Raw genomic sequence first — 21,111 nt, 5'->3', positions numbered from 1 at the left:
TGCCGAGATGATCTCTGACACGGACATACCGGGTGACGTCGTTCCGGCAGGTCGCATGGCCGGAAGCGAGCAGCCCGTACTCGCTCTGCCCGGCGGATTCGAGCTACGGCCCTGGCACGCAGACGACGCCGGCACGCTGCTGACCGCCGGCCAGGATCCCGCGATCCGCAAGTGGAACCGGTTCACCGTCGGCAGCCGTGAGGAGGCGCTCGCCAGGATCGAGCGCATGCACGCACGCTGGCAGGCCGAGATCGCCGCGATATGGGCCATCGCCAGGCCCGGTGGCCCGGCCGTCGGACTCTGCGGATGGGGCGACTTCGACCTGCACGGCGGCAGCGCCGAGATCCTCTACTGGCTCCTGCCCGAGGCGCGCGGCGGCGGCATCGCCGTCGAGGCCACCCGCAGGCTCACCCAATGGGCCTTCGACGACCTGGGCCTGCACCGCCTGCGCCTGTGCCACTCGGTCGCCAACCCGGCGTCCTGCCGGGTCGCCGAGAAGGCCGGATACACCTACGAGGGCACCCAGCGCAGCGCTCTCCTGCACAGCGACGGCTGGCACGACCAGCATCTGCACGCGCGCGTGGCGGGCGACGCGGAGTAGGTGCCGGCCGGGGGTGCCCAGGGGGTTGCCGTCACCGGCGCCGACGGGTGCGGCACTTTCGTCTCCCTCGCAGCAGCCGTGCCGCCGTGTACGCCAGTGCGGCCAGCGCCGCCGCGACGAGGCCCGCCCGCCTGGCCAACGGCGCCCCGGCCGTGCGCAGGAGGTCGAGTGGTCGGGGCTCCTCCTCTTCGTCGTCCTCGGTGGCGGGCTCGGGACTCGTGGTCAGCCGGGTCGCCAGGCAGTCCGCGAACCGGCCCACCAGGCGGTCGCCGACCTCGGCCAGCACGCCCCGCCCGAACTGCGCGGGGCGGCCGGTCACCGTGAGGTCGGTGTGTACCGACACCGCGGTGCCGCCGTCGTGGCCGGCCAGGGTGGCGGTGACCGTCGCCCTGGCCGTGCCCTGTCCCCGGGTCTCCCGGCCGTTCGCCGCGAGCACCATCCGGTGTGCCGCCTCGTCCTGCTCCTCGAAGACCGCCGTGCCCCGGTAGGCGACGGTGACCGGGCCGACCCTGACCTTCACCGAGCCGGTCACCGTCCTGCCGTCGTAGTCCTCCACCACCGCGCCCGGCAGACACGGTGCGACCCGCTCGATGTCGAGCAGTGCGTGCCAGGCGTCGTCGACCGGGACGGGGACGGTGAACTCGTGGTGCAGTTCCATGACGGGCTCCGTAGGTTGTCAGGCGGAATCCTCAGGCGGCGGGCGGGTGGATGGCCCCGGCGGTGGTGGTCAGCGGCGCGCCGCTGCCGCCCCAGCGCAGCGCGACGATCTCGGCGGCGACGGACACGGCGACCTCCTCGGGCGTACGGGCCCCGAGATCGAGCCCGAGAGGCGAGCGCAGCCTGGACAGTTCGGCCTGCGTCAGGCCGGCCTCCTTCAGGCGCGCGAGCCGCTCCTCGTGGGTCTTCCGGCTGCCCATCGCGCCGATGTAGGCGGCCGGGCGGCGCAGGGCCTCCCGCAGCAGGGGCACGTCGAACTTCGGGTCGTGGGTGAGGACGCAGATCACGGTGCGGTCGTCGGTGTCCGCGCCGGCGAGATAGCGGTGCGGCCAGTCGACCACGACCTCGACGGCCGCCGGGAACCGTTTGGGCGTGGCGAAGACCGGACGCGCGTCGCACACGGTGACCCGGTAGCCGAGGAAGTCGCCGATCCGCGCCACGGCGGCCGCGTAGTCGATCGCGCCGAAGACCAGCATGCGCGGCGGCGGTGCGAACGACTGCAGGAACACGGTGACGGCGTCCTCGCGGCGCTCCCCGTGCGGCCCGTAGTGGCGCAACACCGAGGCGCCGAGCGCGAGTTCGCCGCGCGCGTCGGCGGTGACGGCGACATCGAGGCCGTTCGCGCCGAGCGTGCCCGCCGCCCGGTCCGGCCAGACCACGAGCGTGGCCCCGCGCGGCGCCGGTCCGTCCACCACCGTGGCCACGGTCACCGGTTCGCCCCCGGCGACCGACGCCGCGACCGCGCCGAAGGCCGGGTCCGACCCGGGCGTCACCGGTCGTACCAGCAGGGTGATCTCGCCGCCGCAGGTCAGCCCGACCGCGAACGCGTCCTCGTCGCTGTAGCCGAAGGTGGCGAGGCGCGCCTCGCCGCTCGCCACCACCTCCTGGGCGAGCTCGAACACCGCGCCCTCCACACAGCCGCCGGACACGCTTCCCACGACCTCGTCGTCCGGACCCACCGCCATCGCGGCACCGGGGCCGCGCGGCGCGCTGCGGCTGACCGCGACGACCGTGGCCAGCCCGAACGGGATCCCGGCCGCGTGCCACTGCGCCAGCGCCGGCAGGATCTCACGCACCATGCGCTCCTCTCACCGGGGCCGCGGCGCTCTCGGTGCCGCGCACCACCGCCGCCAGCCGCTCCAGCGCCGCCAGGCTGTGCCCCGCGACGAAGGCGTCCACGCTGGGCAGCGCCGCCGCCATTCCGGCCGCGAGCGGCGCGTAACCGGGCAACGCCTTGCGGGGGTTCGCCCACACCACCTGGTGGGCCAGGGCGTGCAGCCGGCGCATCTGCCGACCCAGCAGCTCCGGATCGCCGCGCTCCCAGCCGTCCGAGAGCAGGACGACGATCGCGCCACGCGCCATCCCGCGCTGCCCCCAGCGGTTCAGGAACTCGCGCAGCAGCTCGCCCAGCCGGGTGCCGCCCCGCCAGTCGGGCACCGCCGCCGCCACGGCCGCCATCGCCAGGTCGGGGTCCCGGTGCGAGAGTTCCCGGGTCACGCGGGTCAGCCGGGTGCCGATGGTGAACACCTCCGTGCGGCCCGCGCGCACCGCCGCGTGCGCGAACCGCACCAGTGCGTCGGCGTACGGGGCCATCGAGCCGCTCACGTCGACGAGCAGCACCACTCGGCGGGGCCGCGCCACGCGGGCGTGCCGCCGCAGCCGGGCCGGTTCCCCGCCCCGCCGCAGCAACTCCCGTACGGTGCGCCGCGGATCGACCTCGCCGCGCCGGGCGGGCCTGCGCCGCGCCGAGCGCCGTGTCTGCCCCGCGAGGGCGAACGCGGCGAGCAGCCGGTGCACCTGGACCCGTTCGGCGGGGTCCAGCGCGGCGAAGTCGCGGTGCCGCAACACCTCGGCCGAGCCGGCGAGCGCGGCGACGGGCGGTCCCGGCGGTTCGCCCTCACCCGGCGTACGGGGTCCCGTGGGCGTCTCCCGGGTGACGAGCCGCAGCCGGGGTGGGGGAGCGGCGGGCACCGGACGACGGGCCTGTTCACCGGAGGGACCGAAGTACGCGGCGAACACCCGCTCGTAGCGCTCCAGATCGTCGTGCCCGCCGCACAGCGTCGCCCGCCCCGCCCAGTACACGTCCGCCCGCGCCTCCGGCCGCAGTACGGCCACGGCCCGCAGGAAGGCGTGCAGCCGCTCGGTGCTCGCGTCGACGCCGGCCGCCCGCAACGCCCTCACGAAGCCGACCAGCACGGCATCCGCGCCGAGGTGTCCGGTGGCCCCGTCCTGCCGTACGGCCCCCGCAGCCGGCGGGCGGCCCGTTCCGTTCCCGGTCCTGTCCACCGCTGTCACCCGCCCCGGGACGCGAGGAGCGCCGTGAGGTCGAGCCCCCGCGCCCGGTCCGTGTCCTCGCGGTACTTCAGCACCGAGCCCAGCGTCGCCAGCGCCAGCTCCGTGTCCACCTCGCTCGCCCCCAGCGCGTCCAGGGCCTCGGCCCAGTCCAGGGTCTCGGCCACTCCGGGCGGCTTGAGGAGGTCCGCGCCCCGCAGCGCCTGCACCAACGCCGTGACCTGCTCGGCGAGCCGCGCCGACACCCGGGGCAACCGGCGCCGCACGATGGCCAGTTCACGGGCGAAGGACGGATGGTCGAACCAGTGGTAGAGGCACCGCCGCTTCAGCGCGTCGTGCACCTCCCTGGTCCGGTTCGAGGTCAGGACGACGACCGGCGGATCCTCGGCGCGCAAGGTGCCCAGCTCCGGGATGGTCACCGAGTACTCGGACAGCAGCTCCAGCAGGAACGCCTCGAACTCGTCGTCGGCCCGGTCGATCTCGTCGACCAGCAGCACCGCCGGCCGGGTCTGCAGGGCCTGCAGCAGCGGCCGGGCGACGAGGAAGCGGCGGTCGTACAGCTCGCTCTCCAGGCGGTCCGCGTCCGTGACCCCGGCCGCCTCGGCGGCCCGCAGGTGCAGCAGCTGGCGCGGGAAGTCCCAGTCGTACAGGGCTTGCGAGGCGTCGATGCCCTCGTGGCACTGCAGCCGGATCAGCGGCGCGCCGAGCGCCTCGGCGAGGGCGGCGGCGAGCGCGGTCTTGCCCACGCCCGCGTCGCCCTCGCAGAACAGCGGCCGGTGCAGCCTCAGGGCCAGGAAGCAGGTGACGGCCAGCCCTTCGTCGACGAGGTACCCCGTCTCCTCGAGGCGGGCCCGCACCTGCTCCGGGTCGTCCATCGTGGTGATCGGCGCTCACCCCATTCCGGTGGCGGTCAGCACCGCCCGCCTGGTCAGCACCCGTGCGAGGTGCTGCCGGTACTCGGGCGAGGCGGAGAGATCCCGCGTCGGCCGGGTCCCGTCCGCCGCCGCTTCGGCGGCCCGGGCCACGGCCCGCGGGCCGTCGGCACCCGCCAGCGCCCGCTCGGCCGCGGTCGCCCGGAGCGGGGTCGCGCCCATGTTGGTCAGCCCGACGCGGGCCTCGGCGATCCGCCCCTCGGCGCGCCGCACCAGTGCGGCGACGCCGACGACGGCCCAGGACTGGGCGACCGGGTGGAACTTCTCGTAGTGGAAGTCCCAGCCGTCCGTCTTCGGGATCCGCACCTGGAGCAGCAGGTCGTCGGCGGCGAGCGCCGACTGCAGGTAGTCCACGAAGAACTCGCGCGCGGCGATGGTGCGGCGCCCCGCCGGTCCGGCCACGACCAGTTCGGCGTCCAGGGCCAGCGCCACGGCGGGCAGGTCACCGGCGGGGTCGGCGTGGGCGAGCGAGCCGCCGAGGGTGCCCCGGTGCCGGACGGCCGGGTCGGCCACCGTGGCCGTCGCCTGCGCGAGCAGCCCGGCGTACCGGCGCACCAGCGGGTCGCGCTGTACCTCGTGGTGCGTGGTCATCGCGCCGATGACCAGCGTGTCGCCGTCCTCGCGGACCCCGCGCAGCTCGGGGATCCGGCCGACGTCCACGAGCAGTTCCGGGAAGGCCAGCCGCAGACGCAGCAGCGGCACCAGGCTCTGCCCGCCGGCCAGCACCTTCGCCTCCTCGCCCGCGCCGGCGAGCGCGTGCACGGCGTCGTCCACGCTGTCGGGACGGGTGTACTCGAACGCGGGGGGAATCATTCGGCACCCTCCTCACCCGGCTGACCGTGTCCCAGCTCACCGGACCGTGCCTCCTGGATCGCCTGCCACACCCGGTGCGGTGAACACGGCATCCGTACGTCCCGTACCCCGAGCGGCCTGAGCGCGTCCACGACGGCGTTGACCACGGCGGGTGTCGACGCGATCGTCCCCGCCTCGCCCACTCCCTTCACCCCGAGGGCGTTCGAGGCCGCCGGTGTCTCCGTCCGGTCGGTGACGAAGTGCGGCAGGTCGGCCGCCGACGGCACCAGGTAGTCGGCCAGGGTGCCGGACAGCAGGTTGCCGTCGTCGTCGTACACGGCCTCCTCGTACAGTGCCTGCGCGATGCCCTGCGCGAGTCCGCCGTGCACCTGGCCCTCGACGATCATCGGATTGACGACCCGGCCGACGTCGTCGACGCACACGTACGACCTGATGCGCGTCCGCCCGGTCTCGGTGTCCACCTCGACCGCGCACAGGTGGGTGCCGTGCGGGTAGGAGAAGTTCTCCGGGTCCACGACGTGCTCTGCGTTGATGGTGGGCTCGACGCCGTCGGGCAGGTCGTGGTTGGTGAACGTCTCGAAGGCGATCTCCTGGATGGTCCTGCGCGCCTCCGGCGAGCCCTTGACGGAGAACACGCCGTCGCTGAACTCCAGGTCCTGCTCGCTCGCCTCCAGCAGATGCGCGGCGACCTTCCGGGCCTTGGCCACGACCGACTTCGCGGCCCGGTGCACGGCCTCGCCGCCGACGGCCAGCGACCGGGAGCCGTAGGTGTCCATGCCCTGCGGGGCCGCCCTGGTGTCGCCGTGCACGACCTCGACGTCCTCGAAGGGCACGCCGAGCACGTCCGCCGCGATCTGGCTCCAGCAGGTCTCGTGGCCCTGCCCGTGCGGGCTGGTGCCGGTGACCACCTCGACCTTGCCGGTGGGCAGCATCCGGATGCTCGCGGCCTCCCAGCCGCCGGCGCCGTACCTGAGGTCGCGCAGCACCCGGCTCGGCGCGAGCCCGCACATCTCGGTGTACGTCGACACGCCGATGCCCAGCCGTACCGGGTCGCCGCGCTCGGTGCGCTTTCGCTGCTCGGCGCGCAGGTCGTCGTAGCCGAACAGCGCGAGAGCCTTGTCGGTGGCCGCCTCGTAGTTGCCGCTGTCGTACGTCAGCCCGGCGATCGTGGTGTACGGGAACTCCTCGTGCCGGATCCAGTTCCGGCGCCGCAACTCCACCGGATCCAGGCCGAGTTCGGCCGCGAGCTCGTCCATGATCCGCTCGATGGCGAAGGTCGCCTCGGGGCGTCCGGCGCCGCGGTAGGCGTCGGTGGGGGTACGGGTGGTGAAGACGCCGGTGCAGGTGAACGCGTAGGCGTCCATCTTGTAGATCGCCGGGTACATGAAGGCGCCCAGGATCGGGATGCCCGGGGTGACGAGCATCAGGTAGGCGCCCATGTCGGCGAGCAGGTCGACCTTGAGGCCGAGCAGCCTGCCGTCGCGGTTAGCGGCGATCTCGACGTCCTGGATCATGCCGCGGCCGTGGTGGGTGGCGAGCGCCCCCTCCGAGCGGGACTCGGTCCACTTCACCGGCCGGCCGAGCTTCCGGGCGACGGCGAGCGCGACGGCCTCCTCGCCGTACACCTGGAGCTTGGAGCCGAAGCCGCCGCCCACGTCCGGGGCGATCACGCGGAGCCTGTGCTCGGGGATCCCGGTGACCGTCGCGAGCATGATGCGCAGGATGTGCGGGATCTGGGTCGCCGAGTACACGGTGTACTCGCCGGATGCGGCGATCGGGGTGACGACGACCGCGCGCGGCTCCATCGCGTTGGGGATCAGCCGCTGCTGGTGGTAGCGGCGCCGGAGCGTGACGTCGGCGCGGTCCCGTACCGCCGCGAAGCTCTCCCCGGCGGCGAGCGGCCAGGTGTAGCAGCGGTTGGTGCCCTTGTCGGCGTGGACCAGCGGCGCGCCCTCCGCCAGTGCGGCCTCCAGGTCGAGGACCGGGGGCAGCGGGTCGTAGTCGACCTCGATCGCCTCCAGGGCGTCGGCGGCCGTGTACCGGTCGCGGGCCACCACGACCGCCACCGGGTCGCCCGCGTGGCGGACCTCGTCGACGGCGACCGGGGGATGGTCGGGCAGCACGATGTCCTCGGTCACCGGCCAGGCGCAGGGCAGCGACCCCAGCCCCTCGGCGAGGTCGGCGCCGCTGAACGCCGCGACGACACCGGGGCGTTCGAGGGCCGGGGAGACGTCGACGCGGGTGACGCGGGCATGGGCCATCGGGCTGCGCAGGATGGCCAGGTGCAGCAGTCCGGCCACCTGGATGTTGTCGGTCCAGTTGGTCTGGCCGGTGATCAGCCGGGCGTCCTCCTTGCGCAGCCGGCGGCGCCCGACCTCGCGTTCGACCGCCTGGTCGGTCATGCCGTGACCTCCTCGGCGACCTCGGAAGCCGGTTGCCCGGACGCGGCGAGCACCGCGCGGACGATGTTCTGGTAGCCGGTGCAGCGGCAGAGGTTGCCCTCGAGGCCCTGTCGGATCTCGTCCGGGCCGGGGCGCGGGTTCTCGCGCAGGAGATCGCGGGCGGCCATGATCATGCCGGGGGTGCAGTAGCCGCACTGGAGACCGTGCTGTTCGTGGAAGGCCCGCTGCAGCGCCGTCCACTCGCCGTCCTCGGCGAGCCCCTGGATCGTGGTCACCGCACAGCCGTCCGCCTGCACGGCGAGCACCGAGCAGCTCTTCACGGTCATGCCGTCCAGGTCCACCGTGCAGGCACCGCAGTTGGAGGTGTCGCAGCCGATCGGGGTGCCGGTGAGGCCGAGGCGGTCGCGCAGGTAGTGGGCCAGGAGGAGACGGGGTTCCACCTCGTCCTCGTACGTCGCGCCGTCCACGTTCACCGAGATGTGGGTCATGGGCCCTCCAGACCGTGCGGAGAGGGGATTTCAGCCACCTGGCGTGATGTACGTCACCCTACGGCCACGGTCTGGTCGCGGCGAGTGCGGGGACGGGCATTTGTTGAGCGTTAATCCATTGCTCCAGGGCGCCGGCGTCTGCTGCACTGCGCGGTGACCGTCGTCACACAGAGAGGACCAGCGATGCGCGCTGCGTGCATGTCCGCCAAGGAAGGAATCCGCCCCGTGCCGAAGGACATCACGCTCAGTGCATCTGCTCAGTCTCGGGATCCTCGCCCATGTCGACGCCGGTAAGACCAGCCTGACCGAACGCCTGCTGCACACCGCCGGAGTGATCGACGAGATCGGCAGCGTCGACGCCGGCAGCACCACCACCGACACCCTCGCGCTGGAGCGGCAGCGCGGCATCACCATCAAGTCCGCCGTCGTCTCCTTTCCGCTCGACGGCGTCACCGTCAACCTCATCGACACCCCCGGTCACCCGGACTTCATCGCGGAGGTCGAGCGGGTGCTCGGCGTTCTCGACGGTGCCGTGCTGGTCGTCTCGGCCGTCGAGGGGGTCCAGGCGCAGACGCGGGTGCTGATGCGCACCCTGCGCCGGCTGCGGATCCCCACGCTGATCTTCGTGAACAAGATCGACCGGCCGGGTGCGGACGGCGACGCCGTGCTCGCCCAGATGGGCCGCAGCCTGTCCGTGCCGCTGGTCCCGACGGGGGAGGCCGTCGCACTCGGCGTGCCCACCGCCCGTTTCGTCCCCGGCCTCGGCCCGGCCGCGCTGGACGTGCTCGCCGACCACGACGACGACCTGCTCGCCGCCCACCTCGACGGCGGCCTCTCCAGCGCCCGCGTGCGCACCGCCCTCGCCGCCCAGACCCGGCGTACGCTCGTCCATCCGGTGTACTTCGGCTCCGCCCTCACCGGAGCGGGTGTACCCGAGCTGAACGCCGGCATCGAGCGCCTGCTGCCCCCCGCCGACGGCGACCCGGCCGGCCCGTTCTCGGCCACCGTCTTCAAGGTCGAACGCGGTCCGGCGGGGGAGAAGGTGGCCTACGCGCGGATCTTCTCCGGCACGTTGCGCGTCCGTGACCGGGTCCCGTTCGGGGGCGAGGGGGACGGAGGAGGGGAGGACGCCGGGCCCGACGGCCGGGGCACCGATGGCGGGCTGCGCGGTGCGTCCGCCGAAGGCCGGGTGGAGGGGCGGCCCTCCGACGTCCGGGATGCGGGCCGGGTGACCCACGGCCGTGACGGTGGTCCGGTGGCGGTTCGGGGTGCCGACGTCGCGGTGGAGGGAGCCGGCCCCGACGGTCACGCGGCGGGCCGGGCTGCCCGGCGCCGCCCGGAGGGCCGTGTCACCGGGCTGAGTGTGTTCGAGAACGGCACCGATCTCCGGCGGGACAGTGCCGGTGCGGGACGGATCGTCAAGGTGTGGGGACTCGGCGGTGTCCGGATCGGTGACGCGCTCGGGCAACCGGGCAGGGCGTACACCCACCACTTCGCGCCGCCCACCCTGGAGACCGTCGTCGTCCCCGGTCCCGGAGCGGACCGGCGCTCGCTGCACCTCGCGCTCACCCAGCTCGCCGAACAGGATCCGCTCATCGGGGTCCGGCACGACGAGCTGCGCGGGGAGACCTCCGTGTCCCTCTACGGCGAGGTGCAGAAGGAGGTGATCCAGGCGACCCTCGCCGAGGAGTACGGCCTGGACGTCGGCTTCCGCGAGACGACGACCCTGTGCATCGAACGGCCGGTCGGCACCGGTCACGCCGTGGAGTTCAACAAGAAGGACGCCAATCCCTTCCTCGCCACCGTCGGTCTGCGTATCCAGCCCGCACCGCCCGGATCCGGTGTGCGGTTCCGGCTGGAGGTGGAGCTGGGCTCGATGCCGTACGCCTTCTTCAAGGCCGTCGAGGACACCGTCCGCGAGACGCTCGGCCAGGGGCTGCACGGCTGGCGGATCCCCGACTGCACGGTCACCATGACCCACTCCGGCTACTCGCCCCGCCAGAGCCACGCCCACCAGGGCTTCGACAAGAGCATGTCGAGCACCGGATACGACTTCCGGTGCCTGACCCCGCTGGTCCTGGCCGAGGCGCTGCGCCGGGCCGGCACCCGGGTGCACGAGCCGGTGCACCGCTTCCGGCTGCAGGCCCCGGTGGACGCGCTCGGCGCGCTGCTCCCGGTGCTGGCCCGGCTGGGCGCCGTACCGGAGACCACCGGCGCGGCGGGCGCGGTCTGTGTGCTGGAGGGTACGGTGCCGGCCGCCCGGGTGCACGAGCTGGAACAGCGCCTGCCCGGGCTCACCCGGGGCGAGGGGGAGCTGGAGACGGCCTTCGACCACTATGCGCCGGTCGCCCGTGGCACGGTGCCGGAGCGGCCGCGCACCGACCACAACCCGCTGAACCGGAAGGAGTACCTGCTCAACGTGACGCGTCGGGTGGGGGATTGAGGCACTGAGCTGACTGTTGGTCAACTTACTTGAGAGTCAGGAGGTATTGACGCCGTCCGGAGCGCATCGGACTGTGGTGGACATGCCGAATATCCGGGTGCGTCTGCTGGTTGTTCTGGTCGTCCTCAGTGGATTCCTGACGGTGGCGGGCCTCCCGCCCGCCGCCACCGCCGCCACCGCCTCCGTCCCGGCCGACTCCCTCTGGTTCGACGGCGCCCCGCTCACCGTGCAGGGCGGCCGCTTCACCGACGGCCAGGGACGCGAGATCGTCCTGCGCGGCTACAACGTCTCCGGCGAGACCAAGCTGGAGGAGAACGGCGGCCTGCCCTTCGCCTCGGTCGCCGACGCCGAGAAGTCCGCGACCGCGCTGCGCGCCCTCGGCGGCGCGAACACCGTCCGCTTCCTGCTCTCCTGGGCCCACGCCGAACCCGTGCGCGGCCAGGTGGACACCGGCTACCTGGCCGCCGTCACCGCGCAGATGCGCGCCTTCCTGGACGCGGGCATCCGCGTCTTCCCGGACTTCCACCAGGACCTGTACTCCCGTCACCTGTTCAACAGCGGCAGCTGGTACACCGGCGACGGCGCCCCCAAGTGGGCTGTGGAAGCGGGGAGTTACCCGGCCGAGTCCTGCGGCATCTGCCTCTTCTGGGGCCAGAACATCACCCAGAACGCCGCCGTGCAGAAGGCGCAGCACGACTTCTGGCACAACTCCTACGGCCTCCAGGACGCCTTCCTCGCCACCGCGCAGACGACCATGACCTACCTCCGACAGCACCTCGGCGGCCCCGAGTTCGCGGACATCGTCGGCTTCGACCCGTACAACGAGCCCTACGCGGGCACCTACGACTCCGGGCAGACCTCCCGCACCTGGGAGAAGGACCTGCTGTGGCCGTTCTACGTGAGGTTCCGCGCCCGCATGGACGCGGCCGGCTGGCAGGACAAGCCGGCCTTCGTGGAACCCAACCTCTTCTGGAACGCCAACATCTCCGCCCAGAAGCAGGAGGGCGGCCTGCTGGACGCGGGCACGCTGGGCCCGCGATACGTCTTCAACACCCACTTCTACGACCAGAAGGCCATCTCCGGCATCCTCATGTGGGGCAAGGCGGCCGACGGCCAGTACGCCTCCGACCTCGCCGCCGTGCGTGACCGCGCCGCGGCCGCCGGCACCGCGGCCGTGGTCAGCGAGTTCGGCCACCCGTTGTCCGGCACGGTCTCCGACAAGGCGCCGACCGTTCTGAAGGCCATGTACCAGGCCCTCGACTCCCGTGTCCCGGGCGCGAGCTGGTGGACGGACCCCGCCGCCTCGGGGCCGGTGCTCTCCGGCACCCAGTGGCAGTGGGACCTCTACAACGGCAGGCACCACGAGCTGATGAACGGCAACCCCGACAAGGTGCTCACCTCCGGCGACGCCTGGAACGACGAGGACCTCTCCGCCGTACACCTGGACGACTCCGGGAACGTCACCCTGCGCCAGGACGCCCGCCTGCTGGACCGCCTCTACCCGAGCGCCACGGCCGGTACGGCCCTCGCCTTCACCTACGAGGACCGCTCCCGCGACGGCTCCACGACCCTCACCTGGAACCCGGTGCCGTCCTCGCTGCCGAACGTGGCCGAGCTGGTCGGCTCCGGCCGGTACGGGCTGCTGGTGTGGCGCTCCGGCGACGGCAGCGCGCCCACCGAACTGCATCTGCCGGCGTCCTTCCCCACCGCGTCCACCACCGTCGTCTCCGACCTGGGTACGGCCTGCGCCCCGCCCCCCTACACCGGCGCCTCCACCCCCGTCGCCGTGGCCCCCGAACCCGGCGGCACCGGCAGTCGCCGGCTGCTGCTCACCGACACGGACTCCGGTGCCCTGCACTACGCGCTCGTGACCGACGGGGCCACGGCGCCCTCGGCGGACCTGCTGGACGCGGCGAAGTCCGAGCTGGCCGCGTGGGTGGCGGCGCACTTCTGAGGCCTGGTGAGCAGGAGCCGTACGGCCCCCGGGAGGAGTGGGGTCACCCCGGAGGCCGTACGGCGCTCAACTCCCCGACGGGCCGGTCCAGTCGGCCGCGACGTGCCCCAGCCGGACGCGCTGCGGATGGTCGCCGACCGGCACGGACAGCACCTTCTGGCCGGTCGCGAAGTCTATGGCCGTGACCCGGTCGGCGCCGGCCTCGGAGATGACGCAGTCCTTGCCGTCGCCGCTCACGGTCGCCCAGTAGGGTGTGGACGCGGTGATCAGCGGGCCGACGTCGAAGGAGGCCCGGTCGACCACGGTGGCGTAGTTGTCCATGGTCCCCGCGACGCACAGCTTGGTGCCCGCGGGGTTCATCGAGATGCCGTGGTGGCGCGAGTCCAGCAGCCAGGTGGTGCGGTCCGGGTTGGTCGCCGGGTTCTCCGGCAGCGTCTTCACCCGGGTGATCTTGTCGGCGGCGACGTCGTACTCCAGGAAGCCGTTGAAGAACGACACCTGGAAGTACAGCTTGGACCAGTCGGGCGTGAAGGCGGCGGGCCGGACCGCGTCGGAGAAGTCCTTCAGCCCGATCGCGTCCAGCCGCTGCCGCATGTCGATGGTCCTGACCTGCTTGAAGGTGCTCGCGTCGACGATCGTGATGTGCCGGTCGCCCTTGGTCCAGTCCCAGCCGGGGTCGTCGAGGGAGGTGGTCACCTCGCCGATGGACATGTTCCAGATGTACCTGCCGCCGTTCGTGAAGAAGTTCTCGTGCGGCTTGTCACCGGTGTCGAACTCGCCCAGTTCCTTCCCCGTGTCGATGTCCAGCACCTGCACCTTGTTCGCGGTGGACGCCGAGACCGCGACGCGGGTGCCGTCCGGTGAGACCGCCATGTGGTCGGCGCGGTAACCGGCCACCGGGAAGCGCCAGTTGATCCTGTCGGTGGCCAGGTCGATGGAGACGACGTCGGCGAAGCTGGGCCGGGAGACGACCACGGACTTCCCGTCGGGCGTGGAGTACATGTCGTCCACGTACTGGTCGTGTCCCTCGCCGACCTGGTTGCGGATGGACGTGTAGTAGATCCACTTGACCGGGTCGGCGTTGATCTCGGCCAGCCGCTCCGCCTTGTCGGGGACGACGTCGATCCGGCCGATCCTCGCGAAGTCGCCGGAGGAGTTGATGACATCGGCGGTGCCGTCCCAGTTGTTGCCGACGAACAGCACCTCGCGCAGACCTGCGGAGCTGCCGCTCGCGGCGGAGGCGGTGGTCGCCGGGCCGGCCACGGTCAGGGCGAGGGCGGCGGCCACGGAGCACAGGTGCCTGGTTCTGGAGGCAGGCATGACTGCTCTCTTTCCTCGGGGAGAGTGTGCAGGGAATCTGAACACGGGCGCATTCACAGTGAACTTACTGAAAAGTAAGGAACGAACGGCCTTCGCGACAAGATGTGTGCACGACAAGATTGGGTGACCGGCCGACGGACGGAGGGGGACAGGTGACGGGCAGGCTCAAGGCGCCCACGCGCCGCTACGGCGGCCGATCCGCCGAGGAACGGCAGGCCGAGCGGCGCCGGCGCTTCCTGGACGCGGCCCTGGAACTGTTCGGCGGCGCACCCGGTTACCGGGGCACGACGGTCGCCGCGCTGAGCCAGGCCGCCGGCCTGTCGACCCGGCAGTTCTACGAGGAGTTCCGCACCCTGGAGGACGTCCTCGCCGCGCTGCACCTCCAGGTCAACGACTGGGCCGAGCAGGCGGTGCTGGAGGCCCTCGCGGCGGCGGACGGGCTGCCGCTGGCCGAGCGGGCCGGAGTGCTCTTCCGGGCCTACGCCCGCGACGTCACCTCCGACCCGCGCCGCATGCGCATCACCTTCGTGGAGATCGTCGGTGTCAGCCCCCGCCTGGAGGAGCAGCGACTGGCCCGCCGGGCCCGCTGGGTCGACCTCATCCGCGCCGAGGCCGACGCCGCCGTGGCCCGCGGCGAGGCGGCGCCGCGCGACTACCGCCTGGCGGCCGCGGCGTTCATCGGCAGCGTCAACGGCCTGCTGCACGACTGGAGCGCGGGCTGGGTCGCCGCGAGCCTGGACGAGGTCGTCGACGAACTGGTCCGCCAGCTGCTCGGCATCCTGCGGCCGGCCGGCTGGCGCCCCGCGAGCGGGTGACCGCGGCCGCCCGGCCGATGGGCCGGCTGCTCCCGGGGCGCGGTCCCCGTGGCCGGGGAATGGGGCGCCGGACGGATCCGGGGACAAGGACTCTGACCCCGGGAGGACGGACGCCCGGGCCGCGGGCCGTCGCCGGCCCCGGCGGGCGAGGTCGTCGTGGGCGGTCGGCGTGGGTGCCGGGGCTCGACGCGCGCGATCGGTCCGGAACTGGTGTGCTGGACCTGGGGGCCGTCGTACCCGTTTTCCGGAGAAGCGCATGAGTACGTACCGAGTCGCGCAGGTGACCGCCCCGAACGGCACGTTCGAGCTGGTCGAACGAGAGGTGCCGCAGCCCGGGCCCGGCCAGGTGCGGATCGCCGTGGAGGCGTGCGGGATCTGCCACAGCGACGCCCTCTTCGTGAGCGGCGCACTACCGGGCGTGACCTTCCCCGAGGTGCCCGGGCACGAGATCGCCGGGCACATCGAGGAGCTCGGCCAGGGCGTGCTGGAACGGGGGTTCAAGGTCGGTGACCGGGTGGCGGTCGGCTGGTTCGGCGGCAGCTGTGGGCACTGCAAGCCGTGCCGGCAGGGCGACTTCATCGTGTGTCCGAACCTGAAGGTCCCGGGGTGGGCCTACGACGGCGGCTTCGGCGAGAAGGTGGTCGCGCCCGCCGACGCCCTCGCCCGGATCCCGGAGGGCCTGTCGGCGGTCGATGCGGGACCCATGGCCTGCGCGGGCGTGACCACGTTCAACGGGCTGCGGCGCAGCTCGGCCCGGCCGGGAGACCTGGTCGCCGTGCTCGGCCTCGGCGGTCTGGGGCACCTCGGGGTGCAGTACGCCGTCGCCATGGGCTTCGAGACCGTGGGGATCGCGCGGGGCGCCGAGAAGGCCGACTTCGCCAAGCGGCTGGGCGCCCACCACTACATCGACAGCACCTCCGGCACCCCCGTCGCCGAGGCGCTGCAGTCCCTCGGCGGCGCCAAGGCCGTCCTGGCCACCGCCGGGAACTCCGACGCCATCACGGCCACCGTGGACGGGCTCGCGCACCGCGGTGAGCTGGTGGTCATCGGAGCCGACAACGCACCGATGGGCATCAATCCCGCCCAGCTGCTCATGGCGGCCCGCGTCGTCCGCGGCCACCCGTCCGGCACCGCGCAGGACGTCGCGGACACCATGGAGTTCAGCGCCCTGCACGGCATCCGTCCGATGACCGAGACCGTGTCCCTCCAGGACGCGGACGCGGCGTACCGGAAGATGCTCTCCGGTGGCGCCCGCTTCCGAATGGTGATCAGCAACGGCTGACTCCGGGCCCCCGGGTGACCGCCGCCCGGCCCGTCAGCGGCCGAGCCGGTCCAGTGCCGCGAGTACCGGGGCGGCGCCGTCCTCGTCGCGGACGCGGGCGCCCAGGCGGCGCGCCCGGTCCCGGTACTGCGGCTCCCGGGTGGCCCGCACCAGGGCCGCGGACAGCGTCTCCACGGTGAGGCGGCGCAGCGGTACGACGTCCGGGGCGACCCCCAGTGCGACCAGCCGGCCGGACCAGAAACCCGCGTCGAACTGGACGGGGACCGGCACGGCCGGCGCTCCGGCCCGCAGCCCCGCCGCCGTCGTCCCCGCGCCGGCGTGGTGGACCACCGCGGCCATCCGCGGGAAGAGCAGCGCGTGCGGCACGTCGTCGATGGTCAGCATGTCGTCGCCGGCGGCCGCGAGCCCGCCCCAGCCGCGCTGGACCACCCCGCGCAGCCCGGCCCGCCGCAGCGCCGCCACCACCTGGGCGCTGAGCCGGGCCGGGTCCGGCACGGTGGCGCTGCCCAGGCCGACGAAGACCGGCGCCGGGCCGGCATCGAGGAACTCCCGTACTGGGCCGGGGAGTTGGGCCTCGGTGTCGTACGGCCACCAGTAGCCGCTCACCGAGAGGCCGGTCCGCCAGTCCCGGGGCCTGGGCACCACCAGGGGGCTGAAGCCGTGGTACACCGGCCAGAGCCGCCGCTCGCGGGCCCGCCGCGCCGTGCCGGTGCGCATGAGGGGCAGTCCGAGCCGGGCGCGCACCCCGGGGACGGCGGCCGAGAAGACGTGCTCCACGGCCACGCTCACGCCGTGTCCGCAGAGCCGGTTGGCCGCGGCGCCCCAGTGACCGCCGCCGAGCACGGCAGGCGCGAACTCCCCAGTGGCGGCGAGGGGTTGCAGATAGACGCCCAGGCTCGGCATCCGCAGTCCCTCGGCGATCGCGTGCCCGAGCGGAGCCAGCGAGGCGGACAGCAGCAGGACCTCGGCGTCCCGGGCCGCCGTGAGCAGATCCTCGGTCATCCGCCCGACCAGCCGCCTCGCCAGGTCCACCACCCGCAGCAGCTTCCCGGCGCCGCTGGCGCTGCGGTGCAGACCCCGGCCGCGCGGGGACTCCAGCTCCGCCCGGGGATCGACCGGCAACGCGTGGAACCGCACGCCGGAGCCCGCCACCAGCGGCTCGAAGCGGGCGTGGGTGACCAGGGTGACCTCGTGTCCGGCCAGGGCGAGACGGTGTCCCAGTCCGGTGTACGGGGCCACATCGCCCCGGGATCCCGCTGTCATGATCGCAACGCGCACGACGCCCAGTATGGCCTGGTTCGCGCCTCGCGTGGGCTCAATGGCCCGGTTCCGGCCCAGGGTTGACGCCTGTCGCAGCCGTTGACGTCACCTTCGCGAGGCCCCTACCGTCGGCCCACAAACTGTTCGGTTCACCGTTCCATGTACGAAATATCGAGCAGTGTGAAGTCCGTTCCGCACGCGGAGGTGCCGGTGTACCCCCCACCCCGCCCGCTCGCCACGAGTTACACCACCGCCGTTCCCGCGGGTGGCCCGGTGCTGCTCAAGGTGAGCGGCACCGAGGCGGCGAGCAGCGGCTACAGCGCCGCGTCCACCGGCACGTACACGGGCGTGAGCGCGGCGAACACCGGCCTGGGTGTGGTCGACATCGCCTACACCAACACGGCCGCCACGCCCGTCACCGCGACCCTGAAGGTCAACGGCCAGACCCCGACGACGGTCTCCTTCCCTCCCACCGGCTCCGCCCAGGGCACGGTCTCGGTCCAGGCACAGCTCACCAAGGGATCCGCCAACTCCCTCACCTTCACCGGTGGTCCGGCCCTGGGCGGCATCACCGTCCACCCGATACCCGGAACCGACGGCACCCTGCTCGTCGGCACCCAGTCCGGCCGGTGCGCCGACGTCTACGACAACACCATCACCAACGGCACTCAGGCCGAGCTGTGGGCCTACTCCACCTCAGCGCCAGTCACGGCCCGGGTACAGCGTAACCGAGCACCCGTACGGCTCCCGGCCCCCGGCCTGTCGGGACCGGTGCCTCGGGGCCGGTGCGGTGCGTCCCGGCACGGTGGCTTTCGGTGCCGTCAGACCGGAGCGCCCGGGGCGGGCGCCATCCCGGCGGGGGCCGCCCGGCCGGAAGCGGTCGCGTCCTCGGCGGTCGGCTCCGGCGCTGCCGCATCCCCCTCCGGTGCCGTCGGGCCCGGTGCGGTGGGGTCCGCCCCGCGCAGGAACGCGAGCGCCCCCGCCCGCAACCGCCCGGCGCCGATGGCCTCGGCCCAGCGGGCCAACTCCGTGGCCAGCGCCGTGGCGGCCGCCTCGTCACCGGCGTCGCGGGCCAGCACCGCCAGCAGCAGTTGCTGGGAGAGCGTGCCGGGGACCGCGCCGGCCCGTTCTCCCAGCGCGGTGGCCCGGCGCCAGCGCTCCGTGGCCCGCTCCAGGTTGCCGGCGTCCCGGTCCAGGTCCCCGAGATGCCGCAGCGCCTCGCGGGCCAGCAGATCGTCCGCGCCGTCCTGTCCGGCGCGCAGCGCCCGCGCGAAGTGCCCGGCGGCGTCCGTGCGGTCGGCGAAGTGGTTGTCCGCGATCAGCCCCCGGTACATCGCCGCCCAGCCCCGCCGCACCTCGTCGGGGGCCTCGCCGTGCAGGTCCCGCGCCCGGTCGCGCAGGGCGGCGAGCGCCTCGGGGTCCTTGCCCGCCGGGCCGATGCGCAGGGTGCCGGCGCCATGGAGCAGCCGGGCGTAGTCGTGCCGGAGCCTGAGGAAGCCGGTGTCCCAGTCGCCGTCCGGGAACTCCCGTTCGGCCGCCTGGATCCGTACGGCCGCGGTGTCCGTACCGGCGAACCAGTCCCGGTCCAGGGCGACTTCGGCATGGGTCCGGACGATCCGCGCGCGGTCGGCGGGATCGTCGGCGGTGACCGAGTCGAGCAGCAGCGCGGCGCGCTCCCAGCGGCCTGCGGTGCTCAACTCCTTGACAGCATCGATGAGTTGATCCAAGTCAACGAGAGTGTGTGCGGCGTGTGTCATGCACGGCAAACTAGTTACGTGAAAAATTATCCACAAGAAAACTACTTCGGGAGGCAGAGGATGCAGGACTCGGTGGACCGGCACGTGGCCGTGTGGGCGCGGGAACTGGAGTGGCTGGACCCGGTGCGGGAGGCCATCGCCGCCCGGCTGATGATCCTCGCCCGGCACAGCTCCCAGGCCCGCCGGGCGGTTCTGGACGCCGACGGCCTGAAGCACTGGCAGTACAAGGTGCTGTTGCACCTGCGCAGGTCCGGGCCGCCGTACGAGTGCAGTCCCTCGGGGCTGGCCGAGCGGCTGGGCCTGACCCGGGGCGCGCTCTCGGCCCGGCTGGGGCCGATCGAGGAGGCGGGGCTGATCACCCGTACCCACGAGACCGGTGACCGCCGGCGCGTGCGGGTCCGGCTCACCGAGGCCGGCCACGCCGCGTTCGAGGCACACGCGGCCGCGGAGGACGCGGGCGAAGGCGCGCTGCTCTCAGCGCTGACCGAAACAGAGCGGCGCACACTGGCAGACCTGCTGCGCAAGCTGGTCCTTGCCGTCGAGGGCGAGCCCGAGGCGTCCGGCCCAGGCTCGCCCTCGCCGAGAAGGTCCAGGTCAGCCGGGAGGTGACCCGGACCCTCGCCCACCTGCCGGCGCCCGCCATACCGGGGTGTGCCTACTCGTCCCAGGCCTGGATGATCAACTGGTCGGCAATCTTGCCGTCGCGCAACGTGACCATCGACTCGGCGAGGACGCGGGTGCCGTCCCCGTACTGGCAGGACTCGCTGAACGCGGCGTGATCGCCCTGCACGACGCACCGGTCCAGCTTGTGTGTCATGTCGCGGCTGTAGACATCGTCCAGCAGTTCGGCGATCTGACCCCGCCCGCGCAGGACGGTGGGATGGCTGGGCTGGTTGTTGCGGTCGACGATACGGATCTCCGCGTCGTCGGCGTAGAGCGACAGAAGGGTGTTCCCCGTGTTCCCTTCTATGCCCCGGCGCAGTGTCTCGACGTCGAAGGCGGAACCTGTCCCGGTGCCCATGGGTGACCTCCTTCGGGCGCCCGCGACCCGGCGGGGCGCGGACCGCACGGACGCCCACCCTTCGAGACTCCTCCGGCCCGGCGGCCACGGCAAGCGCAGACGGCGGCCGCCGCCTCAGGGGTGCGCCTGTGACGAGCCCGCGGCCGGTCCCGACCGCAGCACCGCCCAGTCGCGGGACAGCGCGAAGGCCGAGGCCGTACCGCCCGGGCGGAAGTCCGGGAGACACTCCGGGAGCAGGCGGGTGAGCCGGTCGCCCGGGCCCAGCTCCAGCCAGGTGCGCACTCCGTCGCGGTGCAGCAGGCCCGCCGCCTCCGCGAACCGAAGGGGCGCGCGCCGCACCCAGAACTCCGGCTCGGCGGTCTCCGTGCCCACTGGACGGGCGGTGATGTCGGAAACCAGGGGGAGGCGCGGTGCGCACGGGTGGAGCGTGGCGAGGGTGCGGCCATAGGCGTCGAGGACGCCGTCCAGGCGTACGGTGCCTGCCGAGTGCGGCTCCGGGCCCGCCGGGCCGCCCAGGAGCCGGGCCAGGGTGCCGACCGCGTGGCAGGCGTCCGCCAGCGAGAAGACGCCCGCGGCATACGCGGCCGCCATCCGCCCGGCCGCCTGTCCGAACACCACGTCCGGCAGGACGCCCCAACTGCGCAGCAACCGGTACTGCGCCACCTGCAGCGCGAAGACCGCGGGCCCGGCGAACGACTCCCGCTCCAGCAGCGCGGCCATTCGGGTGCCGTCGTCCGCGAACAGCACGGATTTCAGAGGGAGTTCGAGATAGGGATCGAGGCGCCCGCAGAGGTCGTCCAGCGCATCGGCGAACACCGGGAAGGCATCCCGCAGTTCCCGTCCCGTTCCGGGCCGCGGCGCTGTGGCGGCCGAGAAAAGGAATGCGATCCGTCCTTTGCGGGCTGCGATGGGCATGCCCCCATTGAGGCACGCCCGGACCGATGCACACACCAGGCGAACTCATGCACCCTGCAAAAAGATTGTCATCATGGAATGTCGTTATTCGGTCATATT

18 protein-coding genes and 1 pseudogene are annotated in these 21,111 nt (G+C 73.1%); 7 read left to right on the top strand and 12 right to left on the bottom strand.

The genetic code is table 11. The features are described 5' to 3' along the window. Positions 1–7: 7 nt before the first annotated feature. Positions 8–601 (top strand): GNAT family N-acetyltransferase, encoded by a 594-nt coding sequence (locus ACFYZB_RS31575; RefSeq protein WP_388764369.1) that lies wholly within the window; start codon positions 8–10, stop codon positions 599–601. 31 nt (positions 602–632) lie between these two features. On the opposite strand, the gene ACFYZB_RS31570 is transcribed toward ACFYZB_RS31575, so the two are convergent. From ACFYZB_RS31570 to ACFYZB_RS31540, 7 genes are read right to left on the bottom strand one after another with little or no spacing between them, the layout of a single operon-like run. Further along, entirely contained in the window at positions 633–1,259 is a 627-nt protein-coding gene (locus ACFYZB_RS31570) for an SRPBCC family protein (RefSeq protein ID WP_388764368.1), read from the bottom strand. Between the two features lie 31 nt (positions 1,260–1,290). Further along, positions 1,291–2,394, bottom strand: a complete 1,104-nt coding sequence (locus ACFYZB_RS31565) for an XdhC family protein (RefSeq protein ID WP_388764502.1) — start codon at positions 2,392–2,394, stop codon at positions 1,291–1,293. After that, positions 2,387–3,604, bottom strand: coding sequence for a VWA domain-containing protein (locus ACFYZB_RS31560; RefSeq protein ID WP_388764366.1), 1,218 nt, complete (start codon positions 3,602–3,604; stop codon positions 2,387–2,389). The genes ACFYZB_RS31565 and ACFYZB_RS31560 overlap by 8 nt, the downstream gene beginning before the upstream one ends. 5 nt (positions 3,605–3,609) lie before the next feature. Continuing rightward, entirely contained in the window at positions 3,610–4,485 is an 876-nt protein-coding gene (locus tag ACFYZB_RS31555; RefSeq protein WP_388764364.1) for an AAA family ATPase, read from the bottom strand. Between the two features lie 15 nt (positions 4,486–4,500). Beyond that, entirely contained in the window at positions 4,501–5,355 is an 855-nt protein-coding gene (locus ACFYZB_RS31550; protein WP_351211773.1) for a xanthine dehydrogenase family protein subunit M, read from the bottom strand. Continuing rightward, entirely contained in the window at positions 5,352–7,757 is a 2,406-nt protein-coding gene (locus ACFYZB_RS31545) for a xanthine dehydrogenase family protein molybdopterin-binding subunit (protein ID WP_388764362.1), read from the bottom strand. The genes ACFYZB_RS31550 and ACFYZB_RS31545 overlap by 4 nt, the downstream gene beginning before the upstream one ends. Continuing rightward, positions 7,754–8,245 carry a (2Fe-2S)-binding protein gene (locus ACFYZB_RS31540; RefSeq protein WP_388764360.1) on the bottom strand — a complete coding sequence of 164 codons (492 nt, stop codon included), beginning with the start codon at positions 8,243–8,245 and terminating at the stop codon, positions 7,754–7,756. The genes ACFYZB_RS31545 and ACFYZB_RS31540 overlap by 4 nt, the downstream gene beginning before the upstream one ends. Positions 8,246–8,492: 247 nt before the next feature. On the opposite strand from ACFYZB_RS31540, the gene ACFYZB_RS31535 reads away from it, so the two are divergent. Next, positions 8,493–10,688, top strand: a complete 2,196-nt coding sequence (locus ACFYZB_RS31535) for a GTP-binding protein (RefSeq protein WP_388764358.1) — start codon at positions 8,493–8,495, stop codon at positions 10,686–10,688. 82 nt (positions 10,689–10,770) lie between these two features. Next, positions 10,771–12,642, top strand: a complete 1,872-nt coding sequence (locus ACFYZB_RS31530) for a cellulase family glycosylhydrolase (protein WP_388764356.1) — start codon at positions 10,771–10,773, stop codon at positions 12,640–12,642. Positions 12,643–12,708: 66 nt separating this feature from the next. Here ACFYZB_RS31530 and ACFYZB_RS31525 read toward each other — a convergent pair whose 3' ends face one another. After that, positions 12,709–13,962 (bottom strand): YncE family protein, encoded by a 1,254-nt coding sequence (locus tag ACFYZB_RS31525; RefSeq protein WP_388764354.1) that lies wholly within the window; start codon positions 13,960–13,962, stop codon positions 12,709–12,711. Positions 13,963–14,114: 152 nt separating this feature from the next. Here ACFYZB_RS31525 and ACFYZB_RS31520 point away from each other — a divergent pair, with 152 nt between their 5' ends. Then, the gene (locus tag ACFYZB_RS31520) at positions 14,115–14,777 is read left to right on the top strand and encodes a TetR/AcrR family transcriptional regulator (RefSeq protein WP_388764352.1); all 663 of its coding nucleotides are present in this window, start codon (positions 14,115–14,117) and stop codon (positions 14,775–14,777) included. Positions 14,778–15,033: 256 nt separating this feature from the next. After that, positions 15,034–16,059: an alcohol dehydrogenase catalytic domain-containing protein gene (locus ACFYZB_RS31515; RefSeq protein WP_351211759.1), complete on the top strand. Its 1,026-nt coding sequence runs from the start codon at positions 15,034–15,036 to the stop codon at positions 16,057–16,059. A 33-nt stretch (positions 16,060–16,092) separates the two neighbouring features. Here the strand turns inward: ACFYZB_RS31515 and ACFYZB_RS31510 are convergent, their stop codons facing one another. Continuing rightward, on the bottom strand, positions 16,093–17,322 hold the full coding sequence (locus ACFYZB_RS31510; RefSeq protein WP_388764500.1) for a glycosyltransferase: 1,230 nt from the start codon (positions 17,320–17,322) through the stop codon (positions 16,093–16,095). A gap of 231 nt (positions 17,323–17,553) precedes the next feature. Here ACFYZB_RS31510 and ACFYZB_RS31505 point away from each other — a divergent pair. Next, positions 17,554–18,003: pseudogene (locus ACFYZB_RS31505) on the top strand (alpha-galactosidase); the annotation flags it as partial. A gap of 137 nt (positions 18,004–18,140) precedes the next feature. Here the strand turns inward: ACFYZB_RS31505 and ACFYZB_RS31500 are convergent. Further along, a complete protein-coding gene (locus ACFYZB_RS31500; protein ID WP_388764349.1) occupies positions 18,141–19,016 on the bottom strand; it encodes a hypothetical protein in 876 nt (291 codons plus the stop codon). A 120-nt stretch (positions 19,017–19,136) separates the two neighbouring features. Here ACFYZB_RS31500 and ACFYZB_RS31495 point away from each other — a divergent pair, with 120 nt between their 5' ends. Continuing rightward, on the top strand, positions 19,137–19,685 hold the full coding sequence (locus ACFYZB_RS31495) for a MarR family winged helix-turn-helix transcriptional regulator (RefSeq protein ID WP_388764348.1): 549 nt from the start codon (positions 19,137–19,139) through the stop codon (positions 19,683–19,685). 46 nt (positions 19,686–19,731) lie between these two features. Here ACFYZB_RS31495 and ACFYZB_RS31490 read toward each other — a convergent pair whose 3' ends face one another. Both ACFYZB_RS31490 and ACFYZB_RS31485 read right to left on the bottom strand, forming a co-directional pair. Next, positions 19,732–20,097 carry a nuclear transport factor 2 family protein gene (locus ACFYZB_RS31490; RefSeq protein ID WP_351211749.1) on the bottom strand — a complete coding sequence of 122 codons (366 nt, stop codon included), beginning with the start codon at positions 20,095–20,097 and terminating at the stop codon, positions 19,732–19,734. A gap of 114 nt (positions 20,098–20,211) precedes the next feature. Next, complete coding sequence (locus ACFYZB_RS31485) at positions 20,212–21,012, bottom strand: acyltransferase domain-containing protein (RefSeq protein WP_388764346.1); 801 nt, start codon at positions 21,010–21,012, stop codon at positions 20,212–20,214. Positions 21,013–21,111: the final 99 nt, after the last annotated feature.

Source organism: Streptomyces sp. NPDC001852, from assembly GCF_042891825.1.
Taxonomy (GTDB): Bacteria; Actinomycetota; Actinomycetes; order Streptomycetales; family Streptomycetaceae; genus Streptomyces.
The sequence above is the reverse complement of the archived record's forward strand: the minus strand, read 5'-3'. Positions and strand labels throughout refer to the sequence as shown.

Coding starts and splice junctions, on each gene's coding strand:
- ACFYZB_RS31575 (WP_388764369.1), top strand. CDS start 8: ATGATCTCTGACACGGACATACCGGGTGACGTCGTTCCGGCAGGTCGC.
- ACFYZB_RS31570 (WP_388764368.1), bottom strand. CDS start 1,259: ATGGAACTGCACCACGAGTTCACCGTCCCCGTCCCGGTCGACGACGCC.
- ACFYZB_RS31555 (WP_388764364.1), bottom strand. CDS start 4,485: ATGGACGACCCGGAGCAGGTGCGGGCCCGCCTCGAGGAGACGGGGTAC.
- ACFYZB_RS31550 (WP_351211773.1), bottom strand. CDS start 5,355: ATGATTCCCCCCGCGTTCGAGTACACCCGTCCCGACAGCGTGGACGAC.
- ACFYZB_RS31545 (WP_388764362.1), bottom strand. CDS start 7,757: ATGACCGACCAGGCGGTCGAACGCGAGGTCGGGCGCCGCCGGCTGCGC.
- ACFYZB_RS31540 (WP_388764360.1), bottom strand. CDS start 8,245: ATGACCCACATCTCGGTGAACGTGGACGGCGCGACGTACGAGGACGAG.
- ACFYZB_RS31530 (WP_388764356.1), top strand. CDS start 10,771: ATGCCGAATATCCGGGTGCGTCTGCTGGTTGTTCTGGTCGTCCTCAGT.
- ACFYZB_RS31525 (WP_388764354.1), bottom strand. CDS start 13,962: ATGCCTGCCTCCAGAACCAGGCACCTGTGCTCCGTGGCCGCCGCCCTC.
- ACFYZB_RS31515 (WP_351211759.1), top strand. CDS start 15,034: ATGAGTACGTACCGAGTCGCGCAGGTGACCGCCCCGAACGGCACGTTC.
- ACFYZB_RS31510 (WP_388764500.1), bottom strand. CDS start 17,322: ATGACAGCGGGATCCCGGGGCGATGTGGCCCCGTACACCGGACTGGGA.
- ACFYZB_RS31495 (WP_388764348.1), top strand. CDS start 19,137: ATGCAGGACTCGGTGGACCGGCACGTGGCCGTGTGGGCGCGGGAACTG.
- ACFYZB_RS31490 (WP_351211749.1), bottom strand. CDS start 20,097: ATGGGCACCGGGACAGGTTCCGCCTTCGACGTCGAGACACTGCGCCGG.
- ACFYZB_RS31485 (WP_388764346.1), bottom strand. CDS start 21,012: ATGCCCATCGCAGCCCGCAAAGGACGGATCGCATTCCTTTTCTCGGCC.